Consider the following 24,876-nt stretch of genomic DNA (forward strand, 5'->3'; position numbering starts at 1 on the left):
ATTTCTACGGATTAAATCGTTGGTTCCCAGCCTTTTTCGTAGTCGCGTTTCCATAGTTTTTCGGCTTCTTTATTGCCCTTGATATGCCCGTTTGTCGGATCAATGTCAAGCATACCACCAGAACGTAACGCAATGTTTCCTAACTGACAAAGCAACGTACTCTGGTGCCCACCGACGATATCAGAAGCCAGCGGAGTGCCTTTTTTGATGGCATCGAAAAAGTTCTGGAAGTGAATCGCATCCAAGGCCTGCGACGGATTCATTTTGTTCCGGGGGTCAATCGGCAGATCGTTCTTTACGTCTTTCACCAATTTATTTTCCAGGTCAAACACCTTGTATGAATTGCCCGATTCAATGAGAATGGAACCTGTATCTCCGTAAAAAACCACGCCTACGCTGTTGCCTTCAACGGTACGTCCGTTGCAGCTACGCCCTTCCCAACTCATGGCTGTATTATTCGAAAACTCCAGATTAATCACCTGCGTGTCAGGCGCTTCCCAGTCGTCTTTGTAACGATACCGACCACCGGCTGAGGTCACTTTGGTCGGGTACTCTACACCTAGTCCCCAACGCATCAGATCGAGCATGTGCGTACCGTTGTTGAGAGCCTCGCCAGTGCCCCAGTGCCAGAACCAGTGCCAGTTGTAGTGAATCAAGTTGTCTTTAAACGCCCGCCGAGGAGCCGGTCCCTGCCACAAGTCAAAATTCAGCCACGACGGTACGGATACCTCTTTGCCTACCCCAATCGACGCGCGATTGTTGGTATACCATCCCTTCGCGAAATACGGACGGCCGATAACGCCATTCTTTACGTCCTGAATTGCCTGCGCTACGTTCGGCCACGACCGGCGCTGGTTACCCATTTGAATCACATTTTTGTACTTCTTAGCGACGGCCACCAGTAGTTCGCCTTCGTTGGGATTGTGGCTGCACGGTTTCTCCAGATATACATGTTTACCCGCTTTCGACGCCAGAATCGCAGCGGGTGCGTGCCAGTGGTCGGGAGCGGCAATCACCAGTGCATCAACGTCTTTGTCATCCAACGCTTTCCGAAAATCGGGCTGATTTTTGGGTTTCGATTTCTGAATACCTTCAACGGTAGTGATGCATTTTTCGGCCGCCCGCGAATCGACATCTGATATCGAAACAACTTCACAATTCGGCTGAAGGGCGTAGTTACTTGCCAGCGCCAGACCCCGACTGTTGACCCCCATCACGCCGACGTGCACTTTTTCATTGGCACCCAAAATTCGGGCGTAACTTACCGGACTAAAACCTGGCAAAATACCCCCCACCGTTAGGGTAGCAGTGCCCGTGAGTGTTTGCCGAATGAAGTTTCTACGCGATTCGTTCGGGTGGGCGGTTTCCGTTTTTTTCATGGTGATAGGTTTCGGAATAGTCAACTATAGTTATGTGTTGTAAACGGGTTCGGTATTTTAATCAAATCCTGAATTTCGTGTCCATTATGTTTAAATCGGGCCAGCGTATAAACTGTGACTCATCATCACCAATAGCAATGGAATTGACGTATGTAGGCCGGGTCCCATCGGCGTAAAAAATAGCGCCGTGGTCCTGATACGTTCGGCTCGGTATGTGGTACGTAATCAGATGCAGATTTTCCAGTCCTTTAGCCGCTCCTTTAGCAATTTCATCTTCACCTTTTACGCGTTTGCCGTCGATATAAATGGGTCCGCCGGTCAGATAATAGATGGTTTCGCCATCGGGTCCCGGCTGAAATCCGAGATACCCATAACTAAACTGGTCGAACATACCGCTACGTTTCGAGGGCTCCGACGCGATTCGTTCGACTATCTCAAGTTTTGGTGCACGCGGGTCGAACCGAAACAGATAGCCTGAATTTCCGTGTATACCATAAGCTACCGCTTCGGGCTCGTACCAGAAAATCTTGCGCCAGTTGTACCCCATACTGCCCGGCCGGGTAGCATCATATCGACCAAAATAATCAAGGCGTAAATCAACATCTTCTACTTTCCGAATCACACCCAAATCAGGATGATACGTCAAAATATCGCCCTCTGCCGTCGAGAGGTAAAGCGTGCCATCGCCCGGATCAACGAACATAGACCGGCAAATTACCCGGTAATCCTCGCCCACCGTTCCCGCTTCTCCCCGACCACAAGTCAATCCGGCATTGGTCAGTTTATCAGTATTCAGATCATAATGAAACAAACAGCCCAGCGGCCACGATAGCGCATAAATTTGCCCTAGCGCCCGATCGAGTGTCATGGTAATCAGCCCTTCGCCATCCGGTGCAATCGCTAAGTCCTCGAACGTACCGGTTGACAAATCATAGGACAGAATATGTCCACCTGGATAAAGCTGGTAACCTTGCGGCAGATTTTGCGGTATCCGCTCCATACCGTCAATCATCTCATACACACCAATATGCGTAACAAAATAGAGTTTGCCCTTACGTTCATAAAACCGAACGTGGCTCTTCCCTTGCGGTATCGCTTTCTTTTCTTTTTCGCCACACACTTCCGTCAGGTCAGCAATAAACGTAGTGTTATCGGTTCTGGGATTGTACATATACATCTGCCCTCCCTGGTCGTATGATTCCGACGAAAGAACGTAGTAAATGTTACCATCGCTGGCGGCTGTGATCGCATTATACGTATCGTGCGCCAGTTCGAAACCGGAATAGTATCGTTTTGCTTCCAGGTGCTTAGCGGCTTTATTGCCAATCGGGTTATGCATTATGATTTTCAATACGTTATTTATGATCACGGCACCTTAACACCTGCCTGTTGCGCTACGTTGATAACCTCATTTAGAATAGTCGATTCGATCGTTGATGCCCAGACGCTGGGCAATCCGTAAACCATTTGAGCCGTATCGCCTTCGTAGCCGCCTTCGCGTAATACGGTAGTTGATGGAATGTACCCCATTACATCGTTGGAGTAACCGGCGATAAACGTATCGGAACCAAATATCTGCTTCAGTTTTATGGAATATTCAATCACAACTTCGCCCCCCAGACTGATAATTGGCTGATCACCCAATTGCCAGACCTGCACTGGATAGGGATACGACGTAATGAACGATTCGCTCCGGTGTAATTTCCCCAGCATACGCTCAGCCCATCGTTTATAGTGCGGAACATCTGATTTTGCAACAGCCAGTAAATCAGCTTCCGTTGGCGATTTAGCGAAAGCCAGATCAACTTCTGAATACGCCGTTGCAAGTTTGGGAGCTAATGTACGCATAGGCTCGGCCAGTACTCGTTCAACGGCCGACGCCAGTTCTCGCCCGTATTGCTGCGCCAGAGGAATCGTATGTCTTGGAAGGGCGTTCTGATCGGCACCAGCGCATTGAAAAAAGAGCGCTGTTATGTTGGGATGGGCTTTTTCCAACTCTAATTGCGCAAAACCGACGTAATCGCCCGACCATTTGTAGATGTCGAGAACAGTCGGATGACAGGAATAACCAAACAAAACCGCTTTTAACGTACCATTGGCTTTTTCCACCTTGATCACCGGAACGGCGTAATCGTTTGGCCCCTGCAATTCCGGCAGCCGATGCAGCAACGTAGCGTTGTTATTGCGTCGATTTACCTGAAACCGGGTTACACCCTGCTGCGCCGACAACGTAACGGGTTCTTTACTACGTAGCGCATCGCCCACCAACGTAACAATTTGGTTTTCTAACGTAGCAGTATATTGCTCAATTTTAGCTAATTGTTCAGCGTCGATTGGATAAATATCCAACAGCGCATCCGACAAAACCGGTCCCGAATGGGTATGCGAACTGTTTAGTATTATTTGCGCTTTCGACAAATTGAAACTGTTTTTCAGGCGATTGCGTATACGGTCGGAGAGTTTTTTGGGGAAGCCTAACAAATCAGTTGTCACAAAAACAGCCTGCTTACCGTTTTCATCTTCCAGGGCTATTGCTTTTGCCCAGAGGTCGTGCAGCGTGCCATCAGCCGGATGCGTTCGAACAGCAAAGCCAGCCATCCAAACAGGCTCTTTTGGTGTAATAACTACGCGTGAAACGCCTGCTCTCCAGCCTGTTGCGTTACCAGTAGCTTTCGCCAGAATGGGAAACAGGCATAAACAGATTAGTATCTTGAGCGCACGTAGTAGCTTCATTTTTGGCTTAGCTTAATCAGTTCGTCGGCGTTTTTATGCACCTTTTCAATGGCCGCAGCAATGTCGTTCATGTCTTCTTTCGTTCCCAGCAGCATATTTTGCGTAAACCAGACGGCTTCTTCGTTGCACAGTTTATCGTTTTCAGGACACTGGTTCTGCGCTACGTATCGCTTGAAATCAAGCATTTCTTTCGGGTACACTTTCTGGAAGTTTTTCGATTGGAAGGCGTCGTTCAGATACGGCTGATTAGTCAACGTAGCGTAACCGCTTGAACACGGAATGCCCTCAGCCTGAAGCGCCTTCAGGAAAGCAGCTCGCGGTAAACCTTTAAAACCTTCTTTCTGATAACGGAACGGAAACAGGTGAAATGCCGCCCGCGTTACGTCGTCGTAGAGTTTGTAGGGTACAATTCCCGGAATTTTTTCAATCTGAGCTTTCAGGTAAGCCGCGTTTTCGTTGCGTGTGGTCGTCTGCGCATCCAGCCGGGCAAGTTGTGCCAGCCCGATAGCAGCCTGATACTCAGTAATTCGTAGTTTGTTTCCCTGCCGGATACTGCCGACGCTTACCGAACCCACGCCTGCGCCGTACGGATTGCCGAAGTTCTGGTAGGAAAAACATCGGTCCATGAACGCATCGTCGTTACTGACTACGGCTCCGCCTTCACCAATCGCTAAATTCTTTGAATTTTGAAAGCTGAAACAGCCGGCATTTCCAAACGTACCAACTTTCTGGTGGTTGATTTCGGCCAGGTGCGCCTGACAGGCATCTTCAATCACGATCAGATTATGCTTCTTAGCGATGGGCAGAATCTTATTCATCTGAGCCGGTAAACCCAGAATATGAACGGGAATGATGGCTTTGGTACGTGGCGTAATTTTCGCTTCAATCTTAGCCGGGTCAATCTGGAACGTAGCAGGGTCGACATCGACAAAAATGGGCATAGCTCCTGTGGCCAGCACAGCTGATACCGTAGCAATAAACGTATAAGGTGGCACCAGCACCTCATCTCCCGCCCGAATATTGAGCTGACTCAAAGCGATAATTAGAGCGTTTGTACCATTGACAACCAGCAAACTACGTTTCACACCCAACGCCTGCGCCCACTTCTGTTCAAACTCCGCTGCTACGTTCGCTCGTGACCAGATGCCACTACGTAGCACCTCAAGCAATCGCTTTTCATCCGTTTCCGGATTCCAGATGGGCCAAGTCGGCCAGTTTTTTGTACGAACGGGTGCGCCACCTAATAAGGCCGGACTACTGGACGTAGTGTGTATAATTGAGGATGGTACGTCGGGGGATGGCGTCGCCGGAACTTCTGCCCTGTTCGTAATCAGCGATGGAGTCAACATGGCGCCAAGGCCGGTCAGGGAATTTCGCCTGATGAATTCGCGTCTCGATACGTTTTTAGATGCCATTTGCTTTCGGAATTAATTATCCAAGACGATATAACGTAACGAAGTCAGCAGCGCCATCACTAAAACTACATCCAATAACTGCTTATGGCCTTATTTCCAGATTGACTTTGCTGTATACAGTTGCAAATCCTTGATTTCAATTCGATTGCCCCAAAACTGAAGACTTTCTTTGGCATTCGCAACCGGCTTTCGTTCAAGTGAATAGGAATAGTCACCTCCGTTAATGAATACCTCAATCGAAGTCCGATCCACATAAATGTCCGCCGAAATCTCCATACTGGTCATATTTTCCGGGGAGTAGAAAACACCATTTACTAGGTTGGAATTCAGGTCGTAATCAAGTATGCGCTGGCCCATAAGCGAGAGTCCGGCACTGGTAGCGTGCGACAGTTTAAGCGTTGTTTTTATCCTGAATTGTTCTAGCTGATCGAACGACTTCAATTTATCATTGGCCTCGTTTACACTCAATGATGACCCTTGTTGCACTGGCGTAAACAGTTGCTCCGTTTCTTTAACTGGCACACTGAAAAGACGCGGTCCATTTTTGGTAGTACGAAGCTGTAACTCAGTGGGCAGCAGCATCATGTGATTGAAAGGCATTCCCCGCTGCGGAATTCGCCCCCAACCAATCTGGATACGCCGGGGATCACTTTCGGGCATGTTTGTGAAAGTTTGTGCCGCATAAATGGAGCCGGTCGTATACGAATGTTTGCCAGATTCGGGCGTAAAGGTTTTCCCGTCGAACGAGCCAATCATATACGTAGTCGACGCGCCGTACATGACCCATTTCGTCTTGTTTTTGTCGCCGTCAATGGGTAATTCGAACAGGTCGGGACATTCCCAGAAACCGGTTACGTGGCTTTGATACGTCCAGTCCCGCATATTTTTGGACGTATAAATCGAATGTCCGTCGCGCTCATTGAGCACCATAACCCAATGACGACCGGGCTTATACCAAAACACACGCGGATCACGGGTATCCTTGCTGTTCCATTTCGCATTCGAATCAATGAGTGGGTTCTTGTTATATTTTGTCCAGGTGCGGCCTTTATCCAGACTGTAAGCCATGCACTGAACCTGTTTTTCCGGATTATCGACGGTAAAAAAAGCGACCATTGCCGGTACGTTTCCCTTGTTAAAGCCCGCCGTATTTTCATAGTCAATTACAGTTGAGCCAGAAAACATAGTACCCAAACTATCAGGCGATAAGGCCGTTGGCAGTTCCTCCCAATGAATCATGTCTTTGCTGACGGCATGGCCCCAGGACATGTTTTCCCATTCACGCTCGTAAGGATTGTGCTGATAAAAAAGATGATATTCGCCTTCATAGAATATCATTCCATTTGGATCGTTGATCCAGCCCCGGCGCGTGGAAAAATGAAATTGTGGGCGATTTTTCTCTTTATAAAGCGAATCCTGACCGGCAATTTTATCGTCCTGATAAATTTTGCTTAGCCCCTCCGAGTTTCCGTCAAAACTGATGGAAATGGTCTTGCCCTGTAAGGCAGACATGTCGCAAAATACCCAGTAGTCAGGTTTGCCAGACGCCAATCGTATCTTGAAGGAGCGTTCCTGTCTATTATTAATGCTGAACTTCATGTTACCCCTGGGCTGCTCTTGCGCAACAGGAAGATTCAGATATCGTTTATTAATCGTAATCGAACGGTTCTGCGCCTGTACTACTTGAGTCACACACAAAATCAATCCAACTAAGGTGATACGTTTAAGGGCTAACTGCATCTGCTTTGGGGCGTTACTTCTTCAATTTATTCATTACGCTTTCCAGACTCACAGCCACGCCACCCCGTCGTTTGCTTTCGTCGGCGGCTTCCATAAACGCAAAAATCTCGATTGTTTCTTCTGGTTTGACGGGGACATTACCCGTCTCGAAATACTTGATAATCTCCTTTAACAGAGGTTCGTAACCGGCATAAGGGCCTAATTTCACGTTGCCATTCTGCGTATACACGGTTCCGCCGTAGTCGTGTTTGCCCGTTCGCGTTCCCCGAAACGTACCAACACGTCCGTCGTCCCAGGTGCCAATCACTACGTCGGTGCCGTCAGTATTCACCCGTACTACGTTGCGGCAGCCCGTTCCCATAACCGTGTACAGCGTTTCTACGCCGTGAATACCGTACCAGAATAAATCAGGGTGCGTTTTCTCCAGAACAGCAGGACTGAACGTATCGGCACCAACCACCTGGCTTTTATCAATGCTTTCGATGCCTTTGATGTAACGTAGCGACGAGGCTGAAAAAAGCGGCATTTTATATTGCTTCGATGCGTCGAAAATAGCCACTACGTCGCTCAGCGAAGCGGCAATCGGTTTATCGATGAACACCCGTTTCCCTGCTTTAAGTACCTGAATAGCCTGCTCCTTATGCAGCCGTCCGTCGTTGGTTTCGAGCAGCACTACGTCGACTTTCTTCAGTAAATCATCGATGGAATCTACGATTTCGACGTTTAGTTTTTTTACCTCCTCGATATACCCCGGAATCCGTTTCGTGCTGCTTTCGATATCTCGGCTGCCGTATGGGTAGGCCGCAACAATTTTATAACCCGCGTAATCGGGGCTTGCATCGGCGGCATTCAACACTTTGGTGAACGCTGTACTATGCGACGTATCCAGCCCGATTATTCCCACCCGTTTTCCTTTATCAACCTCACTCCTACCTGCCCACAATAACCCTGGATTTACTAAGCTAAATGCTGCGCTTCCTAAAGCAGCATTTTTCAGAAAAACTCTGCGGGTATTGGTTTGGCTGGTCATGAAAAACAAGGTTAATCGAGCAAACAGGAACGCTACGTTACCCAGTAAAGACGTTTTCTAATAGACATTACTTGTTTTAACCAGCACAGATTAATGACAGTAAAAAGCTCTTTTATCAGGCTGACGAATGAAGCCTGATAAAAGAGCTTTTCCAGAACATTTTAGGAAGTTTCTCAGACCTGAATATCGCCCGTCATGTAAAGTTGCACCTGACCGGAAATATCGACCCGACCGGGGCCATTTTCGTCGGCATTGAGTTTACAGCGCAGGTAGCCGCCCCGTTTAGAAAGTTGGCGAGCGGTGAGTTCGATTTTACCCAATTTCTCAGTCCAGTACGGCATTAAAGTAGTATACGCCGAACCCGTAACGGGGTCTTCATCAATACCTGATTGGGGGCCAAAGAAACGAGCGACAAAATCAACATCGGAATCGGCGTCCGCAGGGGCTGTTACGATAACACCCCGCGCGGGCACGGTACTCATTTCCCGGAAGTCGGGATTGAGGGATTCGACCTGAGCCTGTGTTTTATAAACCAGCAAATAATCCGTTTTCCCTTTATGCACCTCAATGGGTTTTTCGCCAACACTAGCCAGCAGCGCGGGCGGTTGCAGGTTTGCTTTCTGCACAACGTCGGCAGGGAAATCGAGTGTCAGCCAGCCGCTTTCGCTCCGGCACACCTTCAGCAGTCCGCTCTGCGACTGGAAGAAAATCTGATCGTTTTCGGGCTTTGAATCCGCTTCCAGAAAAAACACGACGTAACCCGTTGCCAAGGTAGCATGACCGCACAATGCCACTTCAACCGTGGGTGTAAACCAGCGAATGTGATACGTATCGGGCTGGTCGGTTTTGACGTAAAAAGCGGTTTCGGCCAGGTTATTTTCGGAGGCAATCTGAAGCATTTGTTCTTCAGAAAGCCATTCCGTTAGCGGCACGACAGCCGCTGGATTACCGGCAAACAATCGGTCGGTAAAAGCGTCAAGCTGGTAAATACGCATAAAAAAGTAAGAGTGTGCCAGGCACTTAAATGTTAGGAATAGTATGTTCTTGTAACGTATTGAATGTATCCAACGAAAAATCGGTGAGCGAATTCAGTACGATATCGGCAATAGCAAATTTAGAGTCACTACGTTCAAAATCAGCAGGTACCGCCACGGTCCGCATACCCGCTGCGTTGGCTGAACGTAACCCATTGAACGAATCTTCAAACGCCAGGCACGTTTCCGGCAAAACTCCCAACCGACGGGCCGTACCTAAATAGACATCGGGAGCGGGTTTGTTACGCGCTTCTAACGTAGCAGAATGCCAGAGTGTGAGCGCATTGTAAATTCCCAGTCGCTTCACCACTACCTCAATCAAACTCATTGGCGACGCTGATGCAATGGCGGTCGGAATACCTCTGCTGACAAAAAAATCAAGTGCCTCGAGTGCCCCCGGCATGGGTTCTGCGTAATGGGCGATACGTTCATGAACGCCTAACGTAATGGCTTCTCCCAAATCGGCAAAACTACGTCCGGCAGCGGCTTCTTCTGTCCAGGGTGCGCGGGCGTACCAATATTTCACTACGTCTAAAATAGGGAGACCGGTGGTTATTTTACACTGATCATCAGTCAGATACAATCCTACGGTATCAAAAACTTCCCGTTCCATGATGCGCCAGTGGGGTTCTGAATCCACCAGCAGGCCATCCATATCAAAAATTGCTGCGCTTATTTCCATTAATTTTTTCGAACGCCTTTCAACATTTGTTAGTAACCGGGTCGCTACCTGAACACCTGCGTTACAACAAGCTTATTATACGTCAGCCTGACGAAAGGGCTTTACATCAATTTTTTCCCAAACCCCCTGCACGATATACGGGTCTGATTGTAAATACTCATTCAACTGGTCTTCTGTTTCCATCTCAAGCAGCAACATCGACCCGATCATTTTGCCATCGGGGTCGAGCAGCGCACCTCCCAAAATAAATTGTCCATCTGCTTTCAGCTTTCGGACATAGTCAAAATGGAAGGGACGAGCCGCCATTCGCCGGTCGAGTGCATCGGTGCCGGTATGGTCGTAGGCATGAATAACGTATCGCATTTGCCAGTGAAATTTAGTTGGGCAAGATACTATCTTTCGGCAACATAAACCTATGCCCTGGCTAAGGTTCTTACTCCTTTAGACGCCGTATAAATAAGTGGGTCAATTGACTGAGTGCTGACTATTAAATCCCTTTCTTAGAGTAAACCTCTTATAACATCCGTAATTTCTTCGGCTTTATTCAAGGTCATAAAATGACCGCCACCATTTACTATCAAATCACTCACTACGTAACGAAATGGCAAAATTCTGTCTGCGGTTCCATGAATGTGGGTCAAGTTATCGTGATAAGTCTGGTTCGTCCAGGTAACGATTTTGTCTATCGCCCACTTTAAAAAATGGCTATCAGTATCGCGTAAAATATCAGCCAGCAGTTTTTTATCCTTGTTACTCTGCGCCCCAAAAAACCAATTACTTAATACGTTTGGTCGCTTTAATAAAATCACCGGTAATAACTTATGAAGTCGTAGTTTACCAGCAAGTCGATAGTAGAATGGAATTTCCTGTTGGGTTTTGGCCGAAGCGATAAGAATTACTTTTTCCGTTTTAATTAATTTGGCTACTTCTACAGCCATAATTCCGCCGAAAGAAAGCCCAATTAATACGGGACGAACTGTTACAATTTGTTTAGCCAATCGCTCCGCATATTGTTCTATCGTTTCGTTTAGTATAGGTTGCACCCAGCGGATAAACGTTACGTCAAAGCCTGAAAAATCCAACTCTTTAAAAACTCGCTCGTCTGCTCCTAGCCCACTAAATACGTAGATACAAGGAGGGTTAATAGCCGTTTTCATGTCGAAAAGTAAGGTTTTCGACCTTTTCTTCCTAATTTCCGGTTTCATCCGTTTCATTCACTTCGTCTTTCTATGCGCCACCTGTTCAGTTGGTCGTTTGCGCTGGTTGCTACGTCGGCACTGGCTCAATCAACCCCTACTATTACGTCTGCTCTTACCGTCGAAATGATTATGCAGGACCCTAAAGAGTGGATTGGTACGTCGCCAACCAACCCGTTCTGGTCCGATGATTCGCAGACGCTTTATTTCAATTGGAATCCCGAAAGAGCGAAGAGCGACTCACTTTACAAAGTGACATTTACGCGTCCGGCCCGCGGCAACGCACTAGTGCCATCGAAGCCTATTAAAGTCGGTCCCGCCGAACGTAACGCTTTGCCAACAGCTCCCATAGAAGCCTACAACCGTGCCCGGACGCAGCGACTGTTCGACCGGCAGGGTGATCTATTCTGGATCGATGTTAAAACCGGGCGGATTCGGCAGTTGACCAACACCGTCGAAACGGAAAGCGATCCCGTTTTTTCGGGCGATGAGCAACGCGTGGTTTTCCGACGTAGCGAAAATCTGTTCAGTATCAACCTGAGCACAGGCGAACTCAACCAGCTCACCGATTTCCGACCGGGCACCAAAAAGGCAGATCCAAAACTCACTGATGAAGAGAAATTTCTTAAGCAGGATCAGTTAAAGTTATCGACAATTCTGAAAGAGCGGAAGGAGAAAAAAGACGAAGGCGAACGTATTACGAAAGCCAACAAACCCAAGCGAGCGAAAGAAATTTATCTGGACGACAAGCGATTATTCAATCCACAGGTCAGCCCCGATGGGCGTTTCATTACGTATCGGCTGGCGAAAAATCCGACGGGCGCCAAAACGGCACAGGTACCCAACTACGTAACGGAATCAGGTTTTACAGAAGACATTTCGGCACGTACGAAAGTTGGCGCTCCTCAGGCTACGCACGAGTTTTTTGTGTACGACGTAGCAAAAGATACCGTACGGCTGGTGCCGGTTAAAGATATTCCGGGCATTACCGATAAGCCAGCGTATCTAAAAGCGAGTGCTACGTCGAAGGCTGACACGTCGAAAAAACTGCGTTCGGTAGTCGTGAATGGCCCCATGTGGTCCGACGACGGGAAATTGTGCGTGGTAGTGGTACGGTCGCTGGATAACAAAGACCGCTGGATTATGCGCTTCGACCCCGAAACGCTGAAACTAAGCCTACTCGACCGTCAGCATGACGATGCCTGGATCGGCGGGCCCAACATCGGCGGTTTGAATGGTCCGGGAAACATGAATTTTCTGGCTGACAATCAGACGATCTGGTTTCAGTCGGAAGCTGACGGTTACTCACACATTTACACCGTGAACGTACTGACCGGTGAGAAAAAACAATTAACGAAAGGCAAGTTTGAGGTGCAGCAAGTCGTGCTATCGAAAGACAAATCGCACTTTTTCATGCAAACTAATGAGGTTCATCCGGGCGAACAACATTATTACCGGATGTCGGTCAATGGCGGTGAGCGGGTACGTTTGACGACTATGATGGGTGCCAATGAAGTGACGCTTTCGCCCGACGAAACCCGTTTGGCGATTCGCTATTCGTCCAGCAATCAGCCGTGGGAGCTGTATGTGGGAGTCGTTAGCCCTCAGCCGACAGTCAATAGCAAAGCCAAAGCAACAGTTACCAGTGCGCCGGTTAAACTAACAGAATCGCTGACCGATGCTTTCAAAAAGTATACTTGGCGCGAACCGACGCTGGTCACCATTCCATCCCGCGATGGGCAGCAAATCTATGCGCGGCTGTATAAACCGCAGAAGCCATCCGGAAAGAGCGTAGTGTTTGTGCATGGCGCAGGTTATTTGCAGAATGCGCACAAATGGTGGAGTCAGTATTTCCGTGAGTATATGTTCCATAACCTGCTGGCCGACAAAGGATACACCGTTCTCGATATCGACTACCGGGCCAGTTCCGGCTATGGACGCGACTGGCGCACAGGCATCTACCGATTCATGGGCGGCAAAGACTTGGAAGACCATGTCGATGCTGCAAAATGGCTCGTTCAGACTCAGGGGGTGGATGCTAACCGCATCGGTATTTACGGCGGGTCTTATGGCGGATTCATTACGTTGATGGCCATGTTTACCACGCCCGACGTATTCAAGGCGGGAGCCGCGCTACGTCCCGTTACTGACTGGGCTGCTTACAACCATCCATACACCGCTAATATTCTCAACGAGCCGCAAAATGATTCGCTTTCGTATCGCCGTTCGTCACCGATCTACTTTGCAGAAGGGCTAAAAGGGCACTTGCTGATCTGTCACGGAATGGTCGATGTTAATGTGCATTACCAGGACACGGTTCGTCTGCTCCAACGGCTCATCGAACTCCGCAAGGAAAACTGGGAAGTCGCTTCTTATCCCGTTGAAGATCACGGATTTGTGGAGCCTACTAGCTGGATGGACGAATACAAACGAATTCTGAAGCTGTTTGAGGAAAGACTTTAGATAGTGATTGAGTTATAAAGTTGTAGGGTTATAAAGTTGGCTGACGCAAGAGTGGTATGTATGCGTCAGCCAACTTTATAACCCTACAACTTTATAACTCTATAACGTCTACTGCACAAGTACCCGGATCACCGACTGGCGTGACTCGGCGTTGACTTTCAGCAGATACGTTCCGGTAGCAATACCGCTAATGGGCCATTCGGCCTGTTTTTTTCCCGTAAAGGCCGGAATTTCGTAGGCACGTACCGAACGTCCGGTCGCATCGAGCAACTGTACCTGAATCGCTGATCGCTCGACTTGCTCAATTTCCAGCCGCAAACGGTCAATTATTGGATTAGGAACGACCCGTACAGACAAACCAGCATCTGGCTCCGGGGCGGTTAATACAAAACTGATAGCTTCGGAGGGCGGGGAGGCACAACCGCCATTATTAGTCACAATAACGTAGTACGAACCACTCGCAAACGGCGTTAGTGTTGAGGCCGTTGCATTCGGGACTGCCGTTCCGGGGTCAGTGCCGGTGCGAACGTACCACTGAATACCAGCGGGGGGTTCAACAACATTTAACGTACCACCCGACTGCGCTAACACAGGCTTAGCTGGCACCAGAAAAAGTGCTTTTATATTGACAAACGCCGTACTGGTTGTGCACCGGTTGCTGTCGATAACACTTACAGTATACGTACCTTCCGATAAACCTGCCTGCGAAGGCGTATAGGTTTTCAGCGTGTCTTTCCGCTCAGTTGTCCAGTAATACGTAAACGGCCTTTTGCCCCCGGCAACTTGTACCACTGCCTCGCCGTTGGTGCTCCCTTTGCATTGAATATCCTTCACACTGGCCACCGAAAGCGATAGAGCCTGCCCGTCGGTTATAACTGCCCGCACTGAGTCGGTACATCCTGCTTCGTCGATGACTCGTAACAGGTATGAATTCGGACGAAGACCGCCGATCTGACTCCCAACCTGATAGGCTTGACCGGCAACCTGAAACTGACGTAGTATGCCACTACCACCTGTACTGATCAGATTTACGGCTCCTGTGGGACATACGCAGCACGTAGCAGGAACCGGTGTGGCCTGCACTTTAAGGGCCTGGGCCTGCGTAACCGTAACCGACACCAGGCTCGTGCAGCCGTTGGCATCCGTACCGACAACCGTATAATCGCCAACGCCGACCCCCGTAAATACATTACTGGTTTGAGGTACTTTGTTGGAGGTAAGCTGATACGTAACAGCTCCGGTTCCGCCCGAGGGTGTTACCGCAATGGTGCCGCTCGTGGGTCCAAAACAGTTGACCTGTTTCGACGTAGCAGTTAGTTGTAATGGGCTGGGCTGGCCAATGGTAAACGGCTGATTTGTTAAACATCCATTGGCGTCACGAACCGTGATGTCGTAGGCTTTGGCCGCCAAACCTGTAAACTGCGCACCGGTCTGAAACGCGCCACCGCCCAATTGATACTGATACGGGGCCGTACCGCCGGTAACAGACACAGATACGCTCCCGTCGGTCGTGCCTGTACAGCGGGTGAGTTGCGGAGTTAGTTTAACATCCAGCGCGATAGGAGCGCCAACCTTTACGTCCTGAAACAGCACACAGGTATTCTTATCACTGACCCCAAGATTATAGGTCGTATTCGCTTTTAAATCAACAAATGTGCCGGTCAGTTGAGGAGTACCGCTATTAAGTATATAGCGATAGCCACCATTACCACCCGATGCTACCGCAACGATTCCACCATCGCTCCCTCCGGTGCATTTCGTGCCTACCACCGTGATAGTGAGCGATAGGGCCGCCGGTTGGGTTATCTGGACAGAACTCTGCAGCGTACACCCTCGCGAATCTTTGATCACAATTGGATACGAACCCGCTCGTAAGCCCCCATACTGATTATTTACCTGAATTGGCAGATCACTGAATTGATACTGGTATGAACCAGACCCGCCCGTCGGCGCAAAAAGTACCTGTCCGTCTTTCCCGTTATTACAGGAAACGTTCGAGATCGATGCATTCAGAACAATGCCCGCGTAGACCTGTACTGTAGCCGAAGCAGTCGTTGTATTTGTCGTTACGTTGGTTGTGGTAACAACAGACGTACTGACTGCGGTAGAACTCGTGGCCGTGGAGCTGCTACCGGTTGTGCTGACCGGGACCGTTATGGTTCGGGTTTCGGTGCTTGTTACACTGACCGAGCAGCTCAATGAATAAACAGTTGTCTGCGTAGGTGCTACGTTAATAGCGGTTGTTGTCTGCCCGGTCGACCAACGTAGTGTTCCGTTAGTGGGGCATTCGGTTGCGGTCAGAGCAACGGTAGTTCCGGGGCAAACGGGTGATGCACCCACGGTTATCCCCAGGGCCGTTGGCGATTGAGGATCTGCGTCATTAGTAGCCCAGGCAACTGTAGTGGCGCCTAAAACGGCCACTGCCCAAACTAATACGTGTCTGAAAAACCAAAGAAATGAGTGTAAACGAACGTCCATATACAAGCTACTACTTCTAACCAGGCAAAGATAATCAGTTAAATTACGAAAATCGCTCAAACGTCGATTCGCTTTCTTATCTGCTGGCTTTGCTAGACGTAGACCCCTTTATGTATGAATCGGTTTATCCGCCATTTATTTACCCATCCATTTTTTAAATTCACTCAACTTTTCGCGGCTGACAATCGCTTCTTTATCGAACACCGGACGTAGCGTAAGTGCCAGACGATTACCGAAATACGGCTGCATCTGGTCAACGGCTTTATGGGTCACCAGCATTCCACGATTGATCCGATAAAACTGGTCTGGATCTAGGGCTTCGGCCAGTTCATCGAGGGTATAATCGACCAGAAATTTCTGATTGGTATGCGTCCGAAAAAAGCTAAATCGCTCATCGGTATAAAAATACGCTATCTCGCCCGTTTCGACCGACAGTAACCGTTGTCCCTGACGTACCAGAAACCGTTTACGGTAATCTTTGGGCTGATTCTGAAGTTGCAGCTCACGAAGTAACTTGTCCAGATTCAGCGACTGGCCTCCCGACGTAGCAGCATCTTCGGACGGCGCGCTATTCCGTAAATCGTAAAATTTCTTCAGACTACGTTGCAGATCTTCTTTCTGAATGGGTTTCAGCAGGTAATCAATGCTGTTGACTTTAAAGGCCTGCAACGCGTATTCGTCGTAGGAAGTCGTGAAAATAACCGTGCTTTTTACTTCGACCTGTTCAAAAATCTCGAAACTCTGCCCATCGGCCAGTTCAATATCCATGAAAATCAGACTGGGTGTAGGGTTTGTCTGCAACCAGTTGACCGATTCTTCGATACTGGCCGTAACGCCCTCAATCGATAGCGAGGGGTCTACTTCATTGACTAATTTACGCAACTTGCGAACGGCCAGGTCTTCGTCTTCAATAATGAGAACATTCATGCTTTAAGTGGCATTAATAATGGTAAAATAACTGTAAAGTAGCCGTCGTCGTCACGTACTGATGGCTCCGTTTTGGCCAGCAACTGATACTTGGCGGCAATGTTGCTTAAGCCAACATGGTTCGACAAAACGCCCGTTCCGTTTTTTCGCTGTAGATTATTTCGAACAATCAATTGGCCTGGATGCTGGGCCGGAGAATACGCATCGGGAATGGCCCAAATTTCGAGCGTCAGAGGTTTACTGGCGCTGATTACGTTGTGTTTTACGGCATTCTCGACCAGCATCTGCAAAGTCAGCGGGGGCAGCAGATAAGATTGATAATTGGCAGGGATATTAACTTCGAGTCGAATGCCGGCCCGGTAGCGGGTCTTGAGCAGGTGATAATACGAGTCAATAAACGATAGCTCGGTCGATAACGTAGTGAGTTCACTTTCGTTGGTCTGAAGCAGATACCGATATACTTTCGACATTTCATCCACAAACAGCTCGGCCTGTTCAGGCTCGTCGGCAATAAGCGACGAAAGCGAATTCAGACTGTTAAACAGAAAGTGAGGATTTACCTGACTTTTCAGACTAGCCAGCTGGCTCTGCAAATTCACTTTCTTCAGTTGTTCGCGTTCAATGGCATTTTCGCGCCATTTCCCCAGTGAATACGTTGTTTCATCGATGCCCACAGACAGTAGATTCGCGCCAACGTTAACAGTCAAAATCAGGCCAATATTCGACGTATTAAACGCATAATCGAACAACTGAAAATGGTCGTAGCAGAACAACGTACCAAAAATAAACAGCGGTGTCACTAACATAAATATCAGCAGCAGGCGACTTACGCGCGGCCAGGTCTGTCCGTAGTTCGGGTACCGGCGAATGATGGCCTGAGTCAGTAAATCAAGCGTAATGAGGCACGTAGCAGCGATGGTGAGATTGAGCGTCGTTGCGGTAATAAATGTCTGGAAGCTTTCGATATACACCGGCCCGATAGCCCAGTACGTAATGAGGGGAATAAACCACGGAAACAACAGCAAAAAGTGCCACAGCGTCTGAGTTCGAAGTGAACCCAGCCCGATACGGGGCAACTGATTGTTTACTATGGCTATAAATTTATTCATGCTACGTTATCAAATCTTTTTCGGCCCTGGCAGGCCCCGACGACCGGAGCCGAACGTACTACCAAATAACACATAAACCCTGAAGCCTACACCTGAATCCTGACCGAAATGCATTTAACGAGGTTTTTTCTGCATAAAATCATAACTGAGTTGTTTAAGATCGTTTGACGATTGGTGCCGGAAATAATGGCAACGTAATAACAAATCGGGTTGGTGTTTCCTGAATCGCTACCGGTTCCTCGGTCAAAAGTTGATATTTGACCGTTATATTCGACAGTTCCGACTGGCGGGTTTCCACCCGTAGATTTTTCCGTTGCAGGTTATTTTCAATCCGTAATTGCCCAAATGCAGTCGTGTGGATACTAATAATTAATGGTCGTTCAGCCAACATTACATTGTGTTTAATTGCATTGTCGATAAGAATCTGTACGCTGAGTGGCGGCAACTGATAGCCCTGAAACAACGCATCGATACGTTGTTCCACCTGTAACGTATCGCCGTAGCGAATGCGGAGCAGATTGATATAAACGGAAACAAAATCCATTTCGGCCTGTAACGTAACGAGTTCGTTTCCCCCAATAGGATTTTTGCCCGCCTGAAGCATATAGCGATACACTTTAGCCAGATCATCCACAAAACGCTCCGCTTTCATCGGGTCTTCACTAATAAGCGAGGAAAGCGAGTTGAGGCTATTGAACAAAAAATGGGGATTTAGCTGCCCTTTCAACCGGTCGAACTGATGCTGAAGTGACATCCGTTTCAGCTGCTCATTTTCGGTAACATGATTTTTCCATTGTGAATACGTATAAAACATGGAAAGCGCAATGCAGAGAAACAGGTCGAACAGCAGGCCCAGCACCCAAATTGGCTGAACGGCATCCCAGCTGAACGTAGCACCTGTAATCGGAAAAATACTGTAAATCCAGACATCGAAAATGGCCAGTACGACGGTAAGTACGCCCACCAACAACAGCATTGTAAGCGTGCGCGGCAAAGCCTGACGAACATCAGGAAAGCGGGCAATAACCCAACGTACCGCAATCGTTAGCACACTGATAGACAACCAGTAAAGACCAAATACAATGGCGGTTCCGGTAGCAAATACCAGAGGGTCGTTAAAATAACGCGCTCCGATAAAATAATAGTTACCAAGCGGAAACAGCACCGGCATCATCAGCAGATGATACCACCATTCGTACGTAGAAAAAAAAGCTGGCCGCTTCAGAAATAACGAAGTCATAGTGTAAAGGACAAGTTAGCGCCGACGGCCCCGAAATTCTGTGCCAGTCGGTTGCCAACTGCAAGATATACCGGATGAATTGAGGAAAATACTGGATGAATTGTAATTGACGCCAAATGCACCGAGGGTTTACGATTGTTCTACTCAAAGAGCATTCTTTTAAGAAGAGAAGCAATTGAATTAGCAAAATATCGTCGCATTGCAACTCAATGTTTATAGAAATGGTATCAATGCATTGTTTGCTCCAGATAACCTGACTACAAAAAAACAGCCTGTGTTTGGCACAGGCTCGTAGCGACTTTCAGCAAATAAGGACGATATCAGTAAAACAGGCCCCAGTCGTCGGGAGCATCGTTGTTTTTGTCGAAGTTATTCACCCACTCCACAAATAAAAGCCTGAACTGTTCTATTTCATCGCGCAGTACGTTTAGGTAAGCAGGCGTAGCTAATTTTTCAGCCTTACAATATGAGGTTTGCGCCAATAGTTCGCGGGCGTGCATTTTGATAATGACCGCATTTTCCATTCGCAGTGTATACAAATCACCGCCTTCGGCGCCCACAATTTTAGGAGCCAGCATCATGGCGTTGGCCAGCATCTGCTCGTGCATCATCAGCACATCGTCCTCCTTGTTGATGGTTTCCACAATAGCTTGTGTCAGTTCCATCAATTCGTTGGCTTTGCGCAGAATGGGTAAGTTTTTAATACGTCGATTTTCAGCTTCCATCTCGGCTCGGGTTTCTTCAGGATCGTAATCCTCGTCGAAACCATCCCAATCCATGAAGCTGTCATCGTCATCTTCATCGTCAAAGTTCATCGCAAAATGGGCAGAGGGGTTGATTATCTTCTGGTTGCCAAAGTAACACAAACCTTTCTCAAAAACAAACCCTTATTTTCGAAATCATCAGCACTGCGGCAAGAATTCTTTCCATACCTAGTCGTTGTCAGGCATATTTTTTGCTCTGCTTTATCTTTACGCTACAGCATGCAAGCGAGCCCGATATGTTACCATTTCTACCGTTATTTAATTTAATTTTTTAATCGGCGAAAGGAATGTATATTTGGTCACATAAATTCTATAGCACATAGATTTTATCGACTTTATCCAACATGAACATATCTTTAAGGCATTTCATGGGTTTAGTCCTGATGAGTGTTTGTTTCTACACTCCGCAGGCTAAAGCTCAGGTCGATGTTACGTATCCAGTGAACCGGATGGTTATCCAGCGTAACAACGGCAACACCGCAGATATCCAGATTGCGGGCAGTTATTCACAGCCTGTAGATGCCATCGAAGCCCGCGTAGTAGCCCGCGTATCGGGTCAGGGCATCACCTCTAACTGGACACTTATCCAGAACAATCCGACCAACGGTCAGTTCAACGGAACCATGAGTGCCAACGGTGGCTGGTATAAACTCATGGTGCGGGGAATGCGTAATGGCAACGTTGTTGGCATCGATTCCGTTGATCGATTTGGTATTGGGGAGGTGTTTGCCATTATGGGCCACTCCAATGCACAGGGAAGTAGCTGTGGCACCGACGGCAACGGTAATGAGCGCTGTCCCATTGGTGTAGGAGCTAACGACGACCGTGTATCGGTGGTTGTAATTGACGAGTCGACTCCTGATTTTGATACGTACCTCAACACCGCCGATACGCGTTATCTGCCAGGTATTCTGTTCAATCAATTACCAACCTTCCCGGGTCAGGCACCTTTCGGTCATTTTGCCTGGTTCTGGGGAAAGATGGGCGATCAGTTAGTGCAGCAGCTTGGCGTACCGGTTTTGTTTTATAATGCTGGTTTTGGAGGGACCAATATGCAGCAGACGTATCAGGCGGCCTACGATCAGGCCTTTTTTCACCCGTTTATCAAATACTCTCTGCGGATGCCCTATGCGAACTTCCGCAATCTGATGAACCTCTACGTACCCAGTACGGGTATACGGGCCGTACTCCTGCATCATGGCGAGAACGACCGATTCAGTCCGACCGATTCGCTCCAGACGTATTATTCCGGGGTTATTTCCAAAAGCCGGCAGGAGTTCAACAAACCCGATCTGGCTTATATTATTGCGATCTCTTCGTATGCGGGTGCCGTTTTCGGGCAGGTACGTTATGCCCAGTCTCAAGTTGCCAATCAGTCCGGCTTCCGTACCTTTCAAGGGCCCGATCTTGATAATATCAATTCATCCGACGATCGCCCCGATGGTATACACTATTCCGGTTCCGGACAGGCAAAAGTTGCCAATGCCTGGGCCAACGCCATTTCGAATGGCGTCCTGCAAAATATAACGCCTTACTCAGCCGAAACCCAGCCTCTGGCCAATATAGCCTGTGCTACGAGCAATCTGCTTACGCTTACCCAGCCAGGTGGTTATCAGGATTATATATGGAATACAGGAAGCAATAATCAGGCTCTTACCGTCGGTAGTGGTACGTACAACGCCCGGATACGTAACGCCCAGAAGAAGGTCTATTTTCCACCAGCTATAACTGTCCCGAACGATGTACAGCCTGCCATGCCCACAATTAGTGGCGTATCGGCGGTATGCTCCCTAACCGGAGTAACTTTAACATCCAGTTATTCGGCCCTGAATCAATGGAATACGGGTGCCACCACGCAGTCTATTACAGTAAACAGCCCCGGCTCCTATAGTGTACAGGCGAAAAATCCTGTTTATGGGTGCCTGTCGCCAGTGGCCTCTAGATCGGTTAATGTGGCCGGCGCTGATTTGACTTTGCTGCTCAATACCAGCCGTGTGGTTGTTCCAGTAGGCGATACACTCACCTATACGCTAACAGTACGTAGCGAAAGCGATTGCGACGCTGGCAGTGTAACCATTCGGAACCGATTACCCAACAATGTTACGTTTGTTTCGTCGCCCGATGGCTTAAGCGCGTCCAATGGCGTTGTCACTGGCACTATTTCGGGTGTATCAGCACGTAGTAACGTTAGTCGGCGATACGTAGCACGGCTGAACGCAGGCGGTACGTATTTCAACGCAGCCGAACTGCAGCTTCAGGCTACTAGTGACCCCGATAGTCAACCCGGCACCGGAACAGGCGATGGTCAGGACGATATGGCCATGACCGAAGTACGTACCAGACCTCTTAACGCAACGGCAGTTTTTGCGTCACCAAATCCCAATCCGCCCACATTACCCGATCCGATCAGTAGCCAGCCTGCGGCTTCACCAACTAAAGCCGATTTAAGTCTATCCATGCAGGCTAATAAGAGTATAGTAACTGTAGGAGAATCGCTTACGTTTGTGCTCACGGTGACGAACGTTGGCGGCATACAGACCAGCAATGTAGCTGTCGGCTTTACGTTACCATCTTCATTATCATTTGTCAGCTCTGTTTCAGGCATGACAGTCAACGGGTCTGTGGTTTCGGGTTCGATCGCTCAATTGGGCGTTAACAAAGTAGCCATTTTCCGATTTGAAGCTAAGGCGCTCAATGTCGGCTCGGTAATTAATCGGGCGCAGATTACTGCGTCGAGCCAGGCTGATCCGGATTCAACGCCAAACAACGGGACAAATAAAGGCGAGGACGATGAAGCTCGCTTCGATATACGCGTTGTTCCGGCTCAATGAAATCACTCATCGTGAGGAACCGAAAAAGCAATTTTCAAGAAATCGTGGGCGGAAATCGAACAAAAATGAGGGCAACCTGTATATTTGTCCGTATTCCATTCGGGGCATCGACTCGTGGATGATCCTGAATTTCCCACTGTATCGAATGACGTATTGTTTAGGCATTAAGGTTGCGTCGGGCTTGGTGGCTATCGCCGATAGACGGCTCACCTCTGGTACTGAAGTATCGTCGAACCGGAAAATATCGGTTCATGAAGTTGAAAATCACTCGTTGTTTGTCATGACTTCGGGGCTGCGTTCGGTACGTGACAAAGCCATTACTTACTTTAAAGAAGTACTCACCGAACAGGACCGATCTTTCAATAAATTGTATAAAGCCGTAAATGCTTTTGGCGAGCAGGTAAAGCGGGTAGCCCAGGAAGACAAAGCGTCTATTGTAGCTAATGGCCTGAATTTTAACTTGAATGCCATTGTAGGAGGTCAATTGGAAGACGATGAAGAGCATAAACTTTTTATGCTGTATCCAGAAGGCAACTGGGTCGAAGTCGATCAGGGCTCGCCATTCAAAATAATTGGCAACTCAGGATATGGCAAACCACTGCTCTTTCGAAATCTATCCTACGAAACCAGCATGCAGGATGCGCTTAAAATTGGGTTTCTGGCCTTCGATGCCACCCGAGTCAGCGCCAACGACGTCGATTACCCGTTAGACGTTGTCATCTATCCTAAAGACAGTTTTCACATGACCGAGTATCGGCTTGAAAAAGACGATATGGATGAAGTGTCGCACCAATGGAGCGCCTTACTTAGCAATTCAGTGCGCAAGCTTCCCTCCTACTGGATGGACCCGATTTTCGAGAAAGTGCGCGCAACCAAACAAGGTATCAAGTGATGAGTTGTAAGGTTTCTGACGCATTCAACAATTATTAAGTCAGCAAACCGCTACGGCGAACCGTTCATCACTCAACGTTCATCACTCTCCCATGAATCTCCACGTTCGGCATAAGTCTGAATATACGTATGACATTCCCGTCGCACTGGGGCCGCAAACGCTATACCTTTACCCCCGCATGTATCCTTACCAGCGACTACTTGATTATCAGCTGGTAATCGACCCTGTCCCTGACCGAATTGTTCGGAATGTCGACGTAGAGAGTAATGTGCAGCAACTGGTTTATATCAATACTCCAACAAAACACCTCAGCGTAACGGTGGAGATGCAGTTGCAGTCTGATGAATTTAATCCGCTGGATTTTATCTTTTTTCCATACGAATCGCATCGTATGCCATTCCATTATCTGAAAGCCGAGAAAGAGTTACTTAGCCCGTATCTGAAACGGGTAGGCGTTTCAGAAAAGGTGAAGCGCTGGGCTCAGGAAATTGCAGCCAAAGCTGATTGGCAAACCGTTGCTTTTCTGACGGAGCTCAATCAAACCATCCGGGAGTTTACGTATGAAATTCGGGAAACCGGCGCTCCTTTTTCACCTGAAAAAACGTTGACGAAACGCCGAGGTTCCTGCCGTGATTATACTACCCTGTTTATGGCAGCCTGCCGCAGCCTAGGCATAGCAGCTCGTTTTGTCAGCGGCTACCTGCTCGGCAACCCGCAGCAGGAACACCAGCTTCACGCCTGGGCCGAAGTGTATTTGCCAGGTGCAGGCTGGCGTGGCTTCGACCCCTCGGAGAACTCTGTAGTGGCTAATCGACACATTTTTCTGACGTCTACTGCAAAACCCGAGCTAGCGGCACCCATCAGCGGTTCGTATACAGGAGGGGTAAAATCTAGCCTTCGCTCCGAGCTGATATTTGTCTGAATCGTAAAGAAATCAAGAAAGTCTACGACTTATTTAAATCC

19 protein-coding genes are annotated in these 24,876 nt (G+C 48.3%); 4 read left to right on the top strand and 15 right to left on the bottom strand.

Translation table 11 applies throughout. From position 1 onward, the window contains the following. Positions 1-11 precede the first annotated feature (11 nt). From ACYVF1_RS15275 to ACYVF1_RS15320, 10 genes are all read right to left on the bottom strand, one after another. A complete protein-coding gene (locus tag ACYVF1_RS15275) occupies positions 12-1,379 on the bottom strand; it encodes a Gfo/Idh/MocA family protein (RefSeq protein ID WP_461080197.1) in 1,368 nt (455 codons plus the stop codon). 61 nt (positions 1,380-1,440) lie between these two features. Beyond that, complete coding sequence (locus ACYVF1_RS15280; RefSeq protein WP_461080199.1) at positions 1,441-2,718, bottom strand: NHL repeat-containing protein; 1,278 nt, start codon at positions 2,716-2,718, stop codon at positions 1,441-1,443. 26 nt (positions 2,719-2,744) lie between these two features. Beyond that, a complete protein-coding gene (locus ACYVF1_RS15285; RefSeq protein WP_461080201.1) occupies positions 2,745-4,112 on the bottom strand; it encodes a neutral/alkaline non-lysosomal ceramidase N-terminal domain-containing protein in 1,368 nt (455 codons plus the stop codon). Next, positions 4,109-5,527, bottom strand: a complete 1,419-nt coding sequence (locus ACYVF1_RS15290; RefSeq protein WP_461080203.1) for a DegT/DnrJ/EryC1/StrS family aminotransferase — start codon at positions 5,525-5,527, stop codon at positions 4,109-4,111. The genes ACYVF1_RS15285 and ACYVF1_RS15290 overlap by 4 nt, the downstream gene beginning before the upstream one ends. A 90-nt stretch (positions 5,528-5,617) precedes the next feature. Continuing rightward, positions 5,618-7,267, bottom strand: coding sequence for a DUF4980 domain-containing protein (locus ACYVF1_RS15295; protein ID WP_461080205.1), 1,650 nt, complete (start codon positions 7,265-7,267; stop codon positions 5,618-5,620). A 13-nt stretch (positions 7,268-7,280) separates the two neighbouring features. Beyond that, on the bottom strand, positions 7,281-8,297 hold the full coding sequence (locus ACYVF1_RS15300; protein ID WP_461080207.1) for a Gfo/Idh/MocA family protein: 1,017 nt from the start codon (positions 8,295-8,297) through the stop codon (positions 7,281-7,283). A gap of 173 nt (positions 8,298-8,470) precedes the next feature. Further along, positions 8,471-9,292, bottom strand: a complete 822-nt coding sequence (locus tag ACYVF1_RS15305) for a PhzF family phenazine biosynthesis protein (RefSeq protein WP_461080209.1) — start codon at positions 9,290-9,292, stop codon at positions 8,471-8,473. Positions 9,293-9,317: 25 nt separating this feature from the next. Further along, on the bottom strand, positions 9,318-10,013 hold the full coding sequence (gene hxpB / locus ACYVF1_RS15310; RefSeq protein WP_461080211.1) for a hexitol phosphatase HxpB: 696 nt from the start codon (positions 10,011-10,013) through the stop codon (positions 9,318-9,320). 75 nt (positions 10,014-10,088) lie between these two features. Next, entirely contained in the window at positions 10,089-10,376 is a 288-nt protein-coding gene (locus tag ACYVF1_RS15315) for a YciI family protein (protein ID WP_461080213.1), read from the bottom strand. Between the two features lie 137 nt (positions 10,377-10,513). After that, on the bottom strand, positions 10,514-11,170 hold the full coding sequence (locus tag ACYVF1_RS15320; protein WP_461080215.1) for an alpha/beta hydrolase: 657 nt from the start codon (positions 11,168-11,170) through the stop codon (positions 10,514-10,516). 72 nt (positions 11,171-11,242) lie between these two features. Between ACYVF1_RS15320 and ACYVF1_RS15325 the strand changes: the two genes are divergently transcribed. Then, the gene (locus ACYVF1_RS15325; RefSeq protein ID WP_461080217.1) at positions 11,243-13,672 is read left to right on the top strand and encodes a S9 family peptidase; all 2,430 of its coding nucleotides are present in this window, start codon (positions 11,243-11,245) and stop codon (positions 13,670-13,672) included. 108 nt (positions 13,673-13,780) lie between these two features. On the opposite strand, the gene ACYVF1_RS15330 is transcribed toward ACYVF1_RS15325, so the two are convergent. The 5 genes from ACYVF1_RS15330 to ACYVF1_RS15350 form a co-directional block, all read right to left on the bottom strand. Beyond that, positions 13,781-16,150 (bottom strand): T9SS type A sorting domain-containing protein, encoded by a 2,370-nt coding sequence (locus ACYVF1_RS15330; RefSeq protein ID WP_461080219.1) that lies wholly within the window; start codon positions 16,148-16,150, stop codon positions 13,781-13,783. Between the two features lie 135 nt (positions 16,151-16,285). Next, positions 16,286-17,077, bottom strand: coding sequence for a LytR/AlgR family response regulator transcription factor (locus tag ACYVF1_RS15335; RefSeq protein ID WP_461080221.1), 792 nt, complete (start codon positions 17,075-17,077; stop codon positions 16,286-16,288). Beyond that, positions 17,074-18,186, bottom strand: coding sequence for a sensor histidine kinase (locus tag ACYVF1_RS15340; protein WP_461080223.1), 1,113 nt, complete (start codon positions 18,184-18,186; stop codon positions 17,074-17,076). The genes ACYVF1_RS15335 and ACYVF1_RS15340 overlap by 4 nt, the downstream gene beginning before the upstream one ends. 154 nt (positions 18,187-18,340) lie before the next feature. After that, complete coding sequence (locus ACYVF1_RS15345; RefSeq protein WP_461080225.1) at positions 18,341-19,426, bottom strand: sensor histidine kinase; 1,086 nt, start codon at positions 19,424-19,426, stop codon at positions 18,341-18,343. 320 nt (positions 19,427-19,746) lie between these two features. After that, a complete protein-coding gene (locus tag ACYVF1_RS15350) occupies positions 19,747-20,241 on the bottom strand; it encodes a hypothetical protein (protein ID WP_190890380.1) in 495 nt (164 codons plus the stop codon). Positions 20,242-20,534: 293 nt separating this feature from the next. On the opposite strand from ACYVF1_RS15350, the gene ACYVF1_RS15355 reads away from it, so the two are divergent. The 3 genes from ACYVF1_RS15355 to ACYVF1_RS15365 all read left to right on the top strand — a co-directional run bounded on the left by ACYVF1_RS15355 (position 20,535) and on the right by ACYVF1_RS15365 (position 24,835). After that, positions 20,535-23,021, top strand: a complete 2,487-nt coding sequence (locus ACYVF1_RS15355; protein WP_461080227.1) for a hypothetical protein — start codon at positions 20,535-20,537, stop codon at positions 23,019-23,021. Positions 23,022-23,166: 145 nt separating this feature from the next. Next, on the top strand, positions 23,167-23,913 hold the full coding sequence (locus ACYVF1_RS15360; protein ID WP_461080764.1) for a peptidase: 747 nt from the start codon (positions 23,167-23,169) through the stop codon (positions 23,911-23,913). A 91-nt stretch (positions 23,914-24,004) separates the two neighbouring features. After that, positions 24,005-24,835, top strand: coding sequence for a transglutaminase family protein (locus ACYVF1_RS15365; RefSeq protein ID WP_461080229.1), 831 nt, complete (start codon positions 24,005-24,007; stop codon positions 24,833-24,835). Positions 24,836-24,876 lie beyond the last annotated feature (41 nt).

The organism is Spirosoma flavus, from assembly GCF_054778555.1.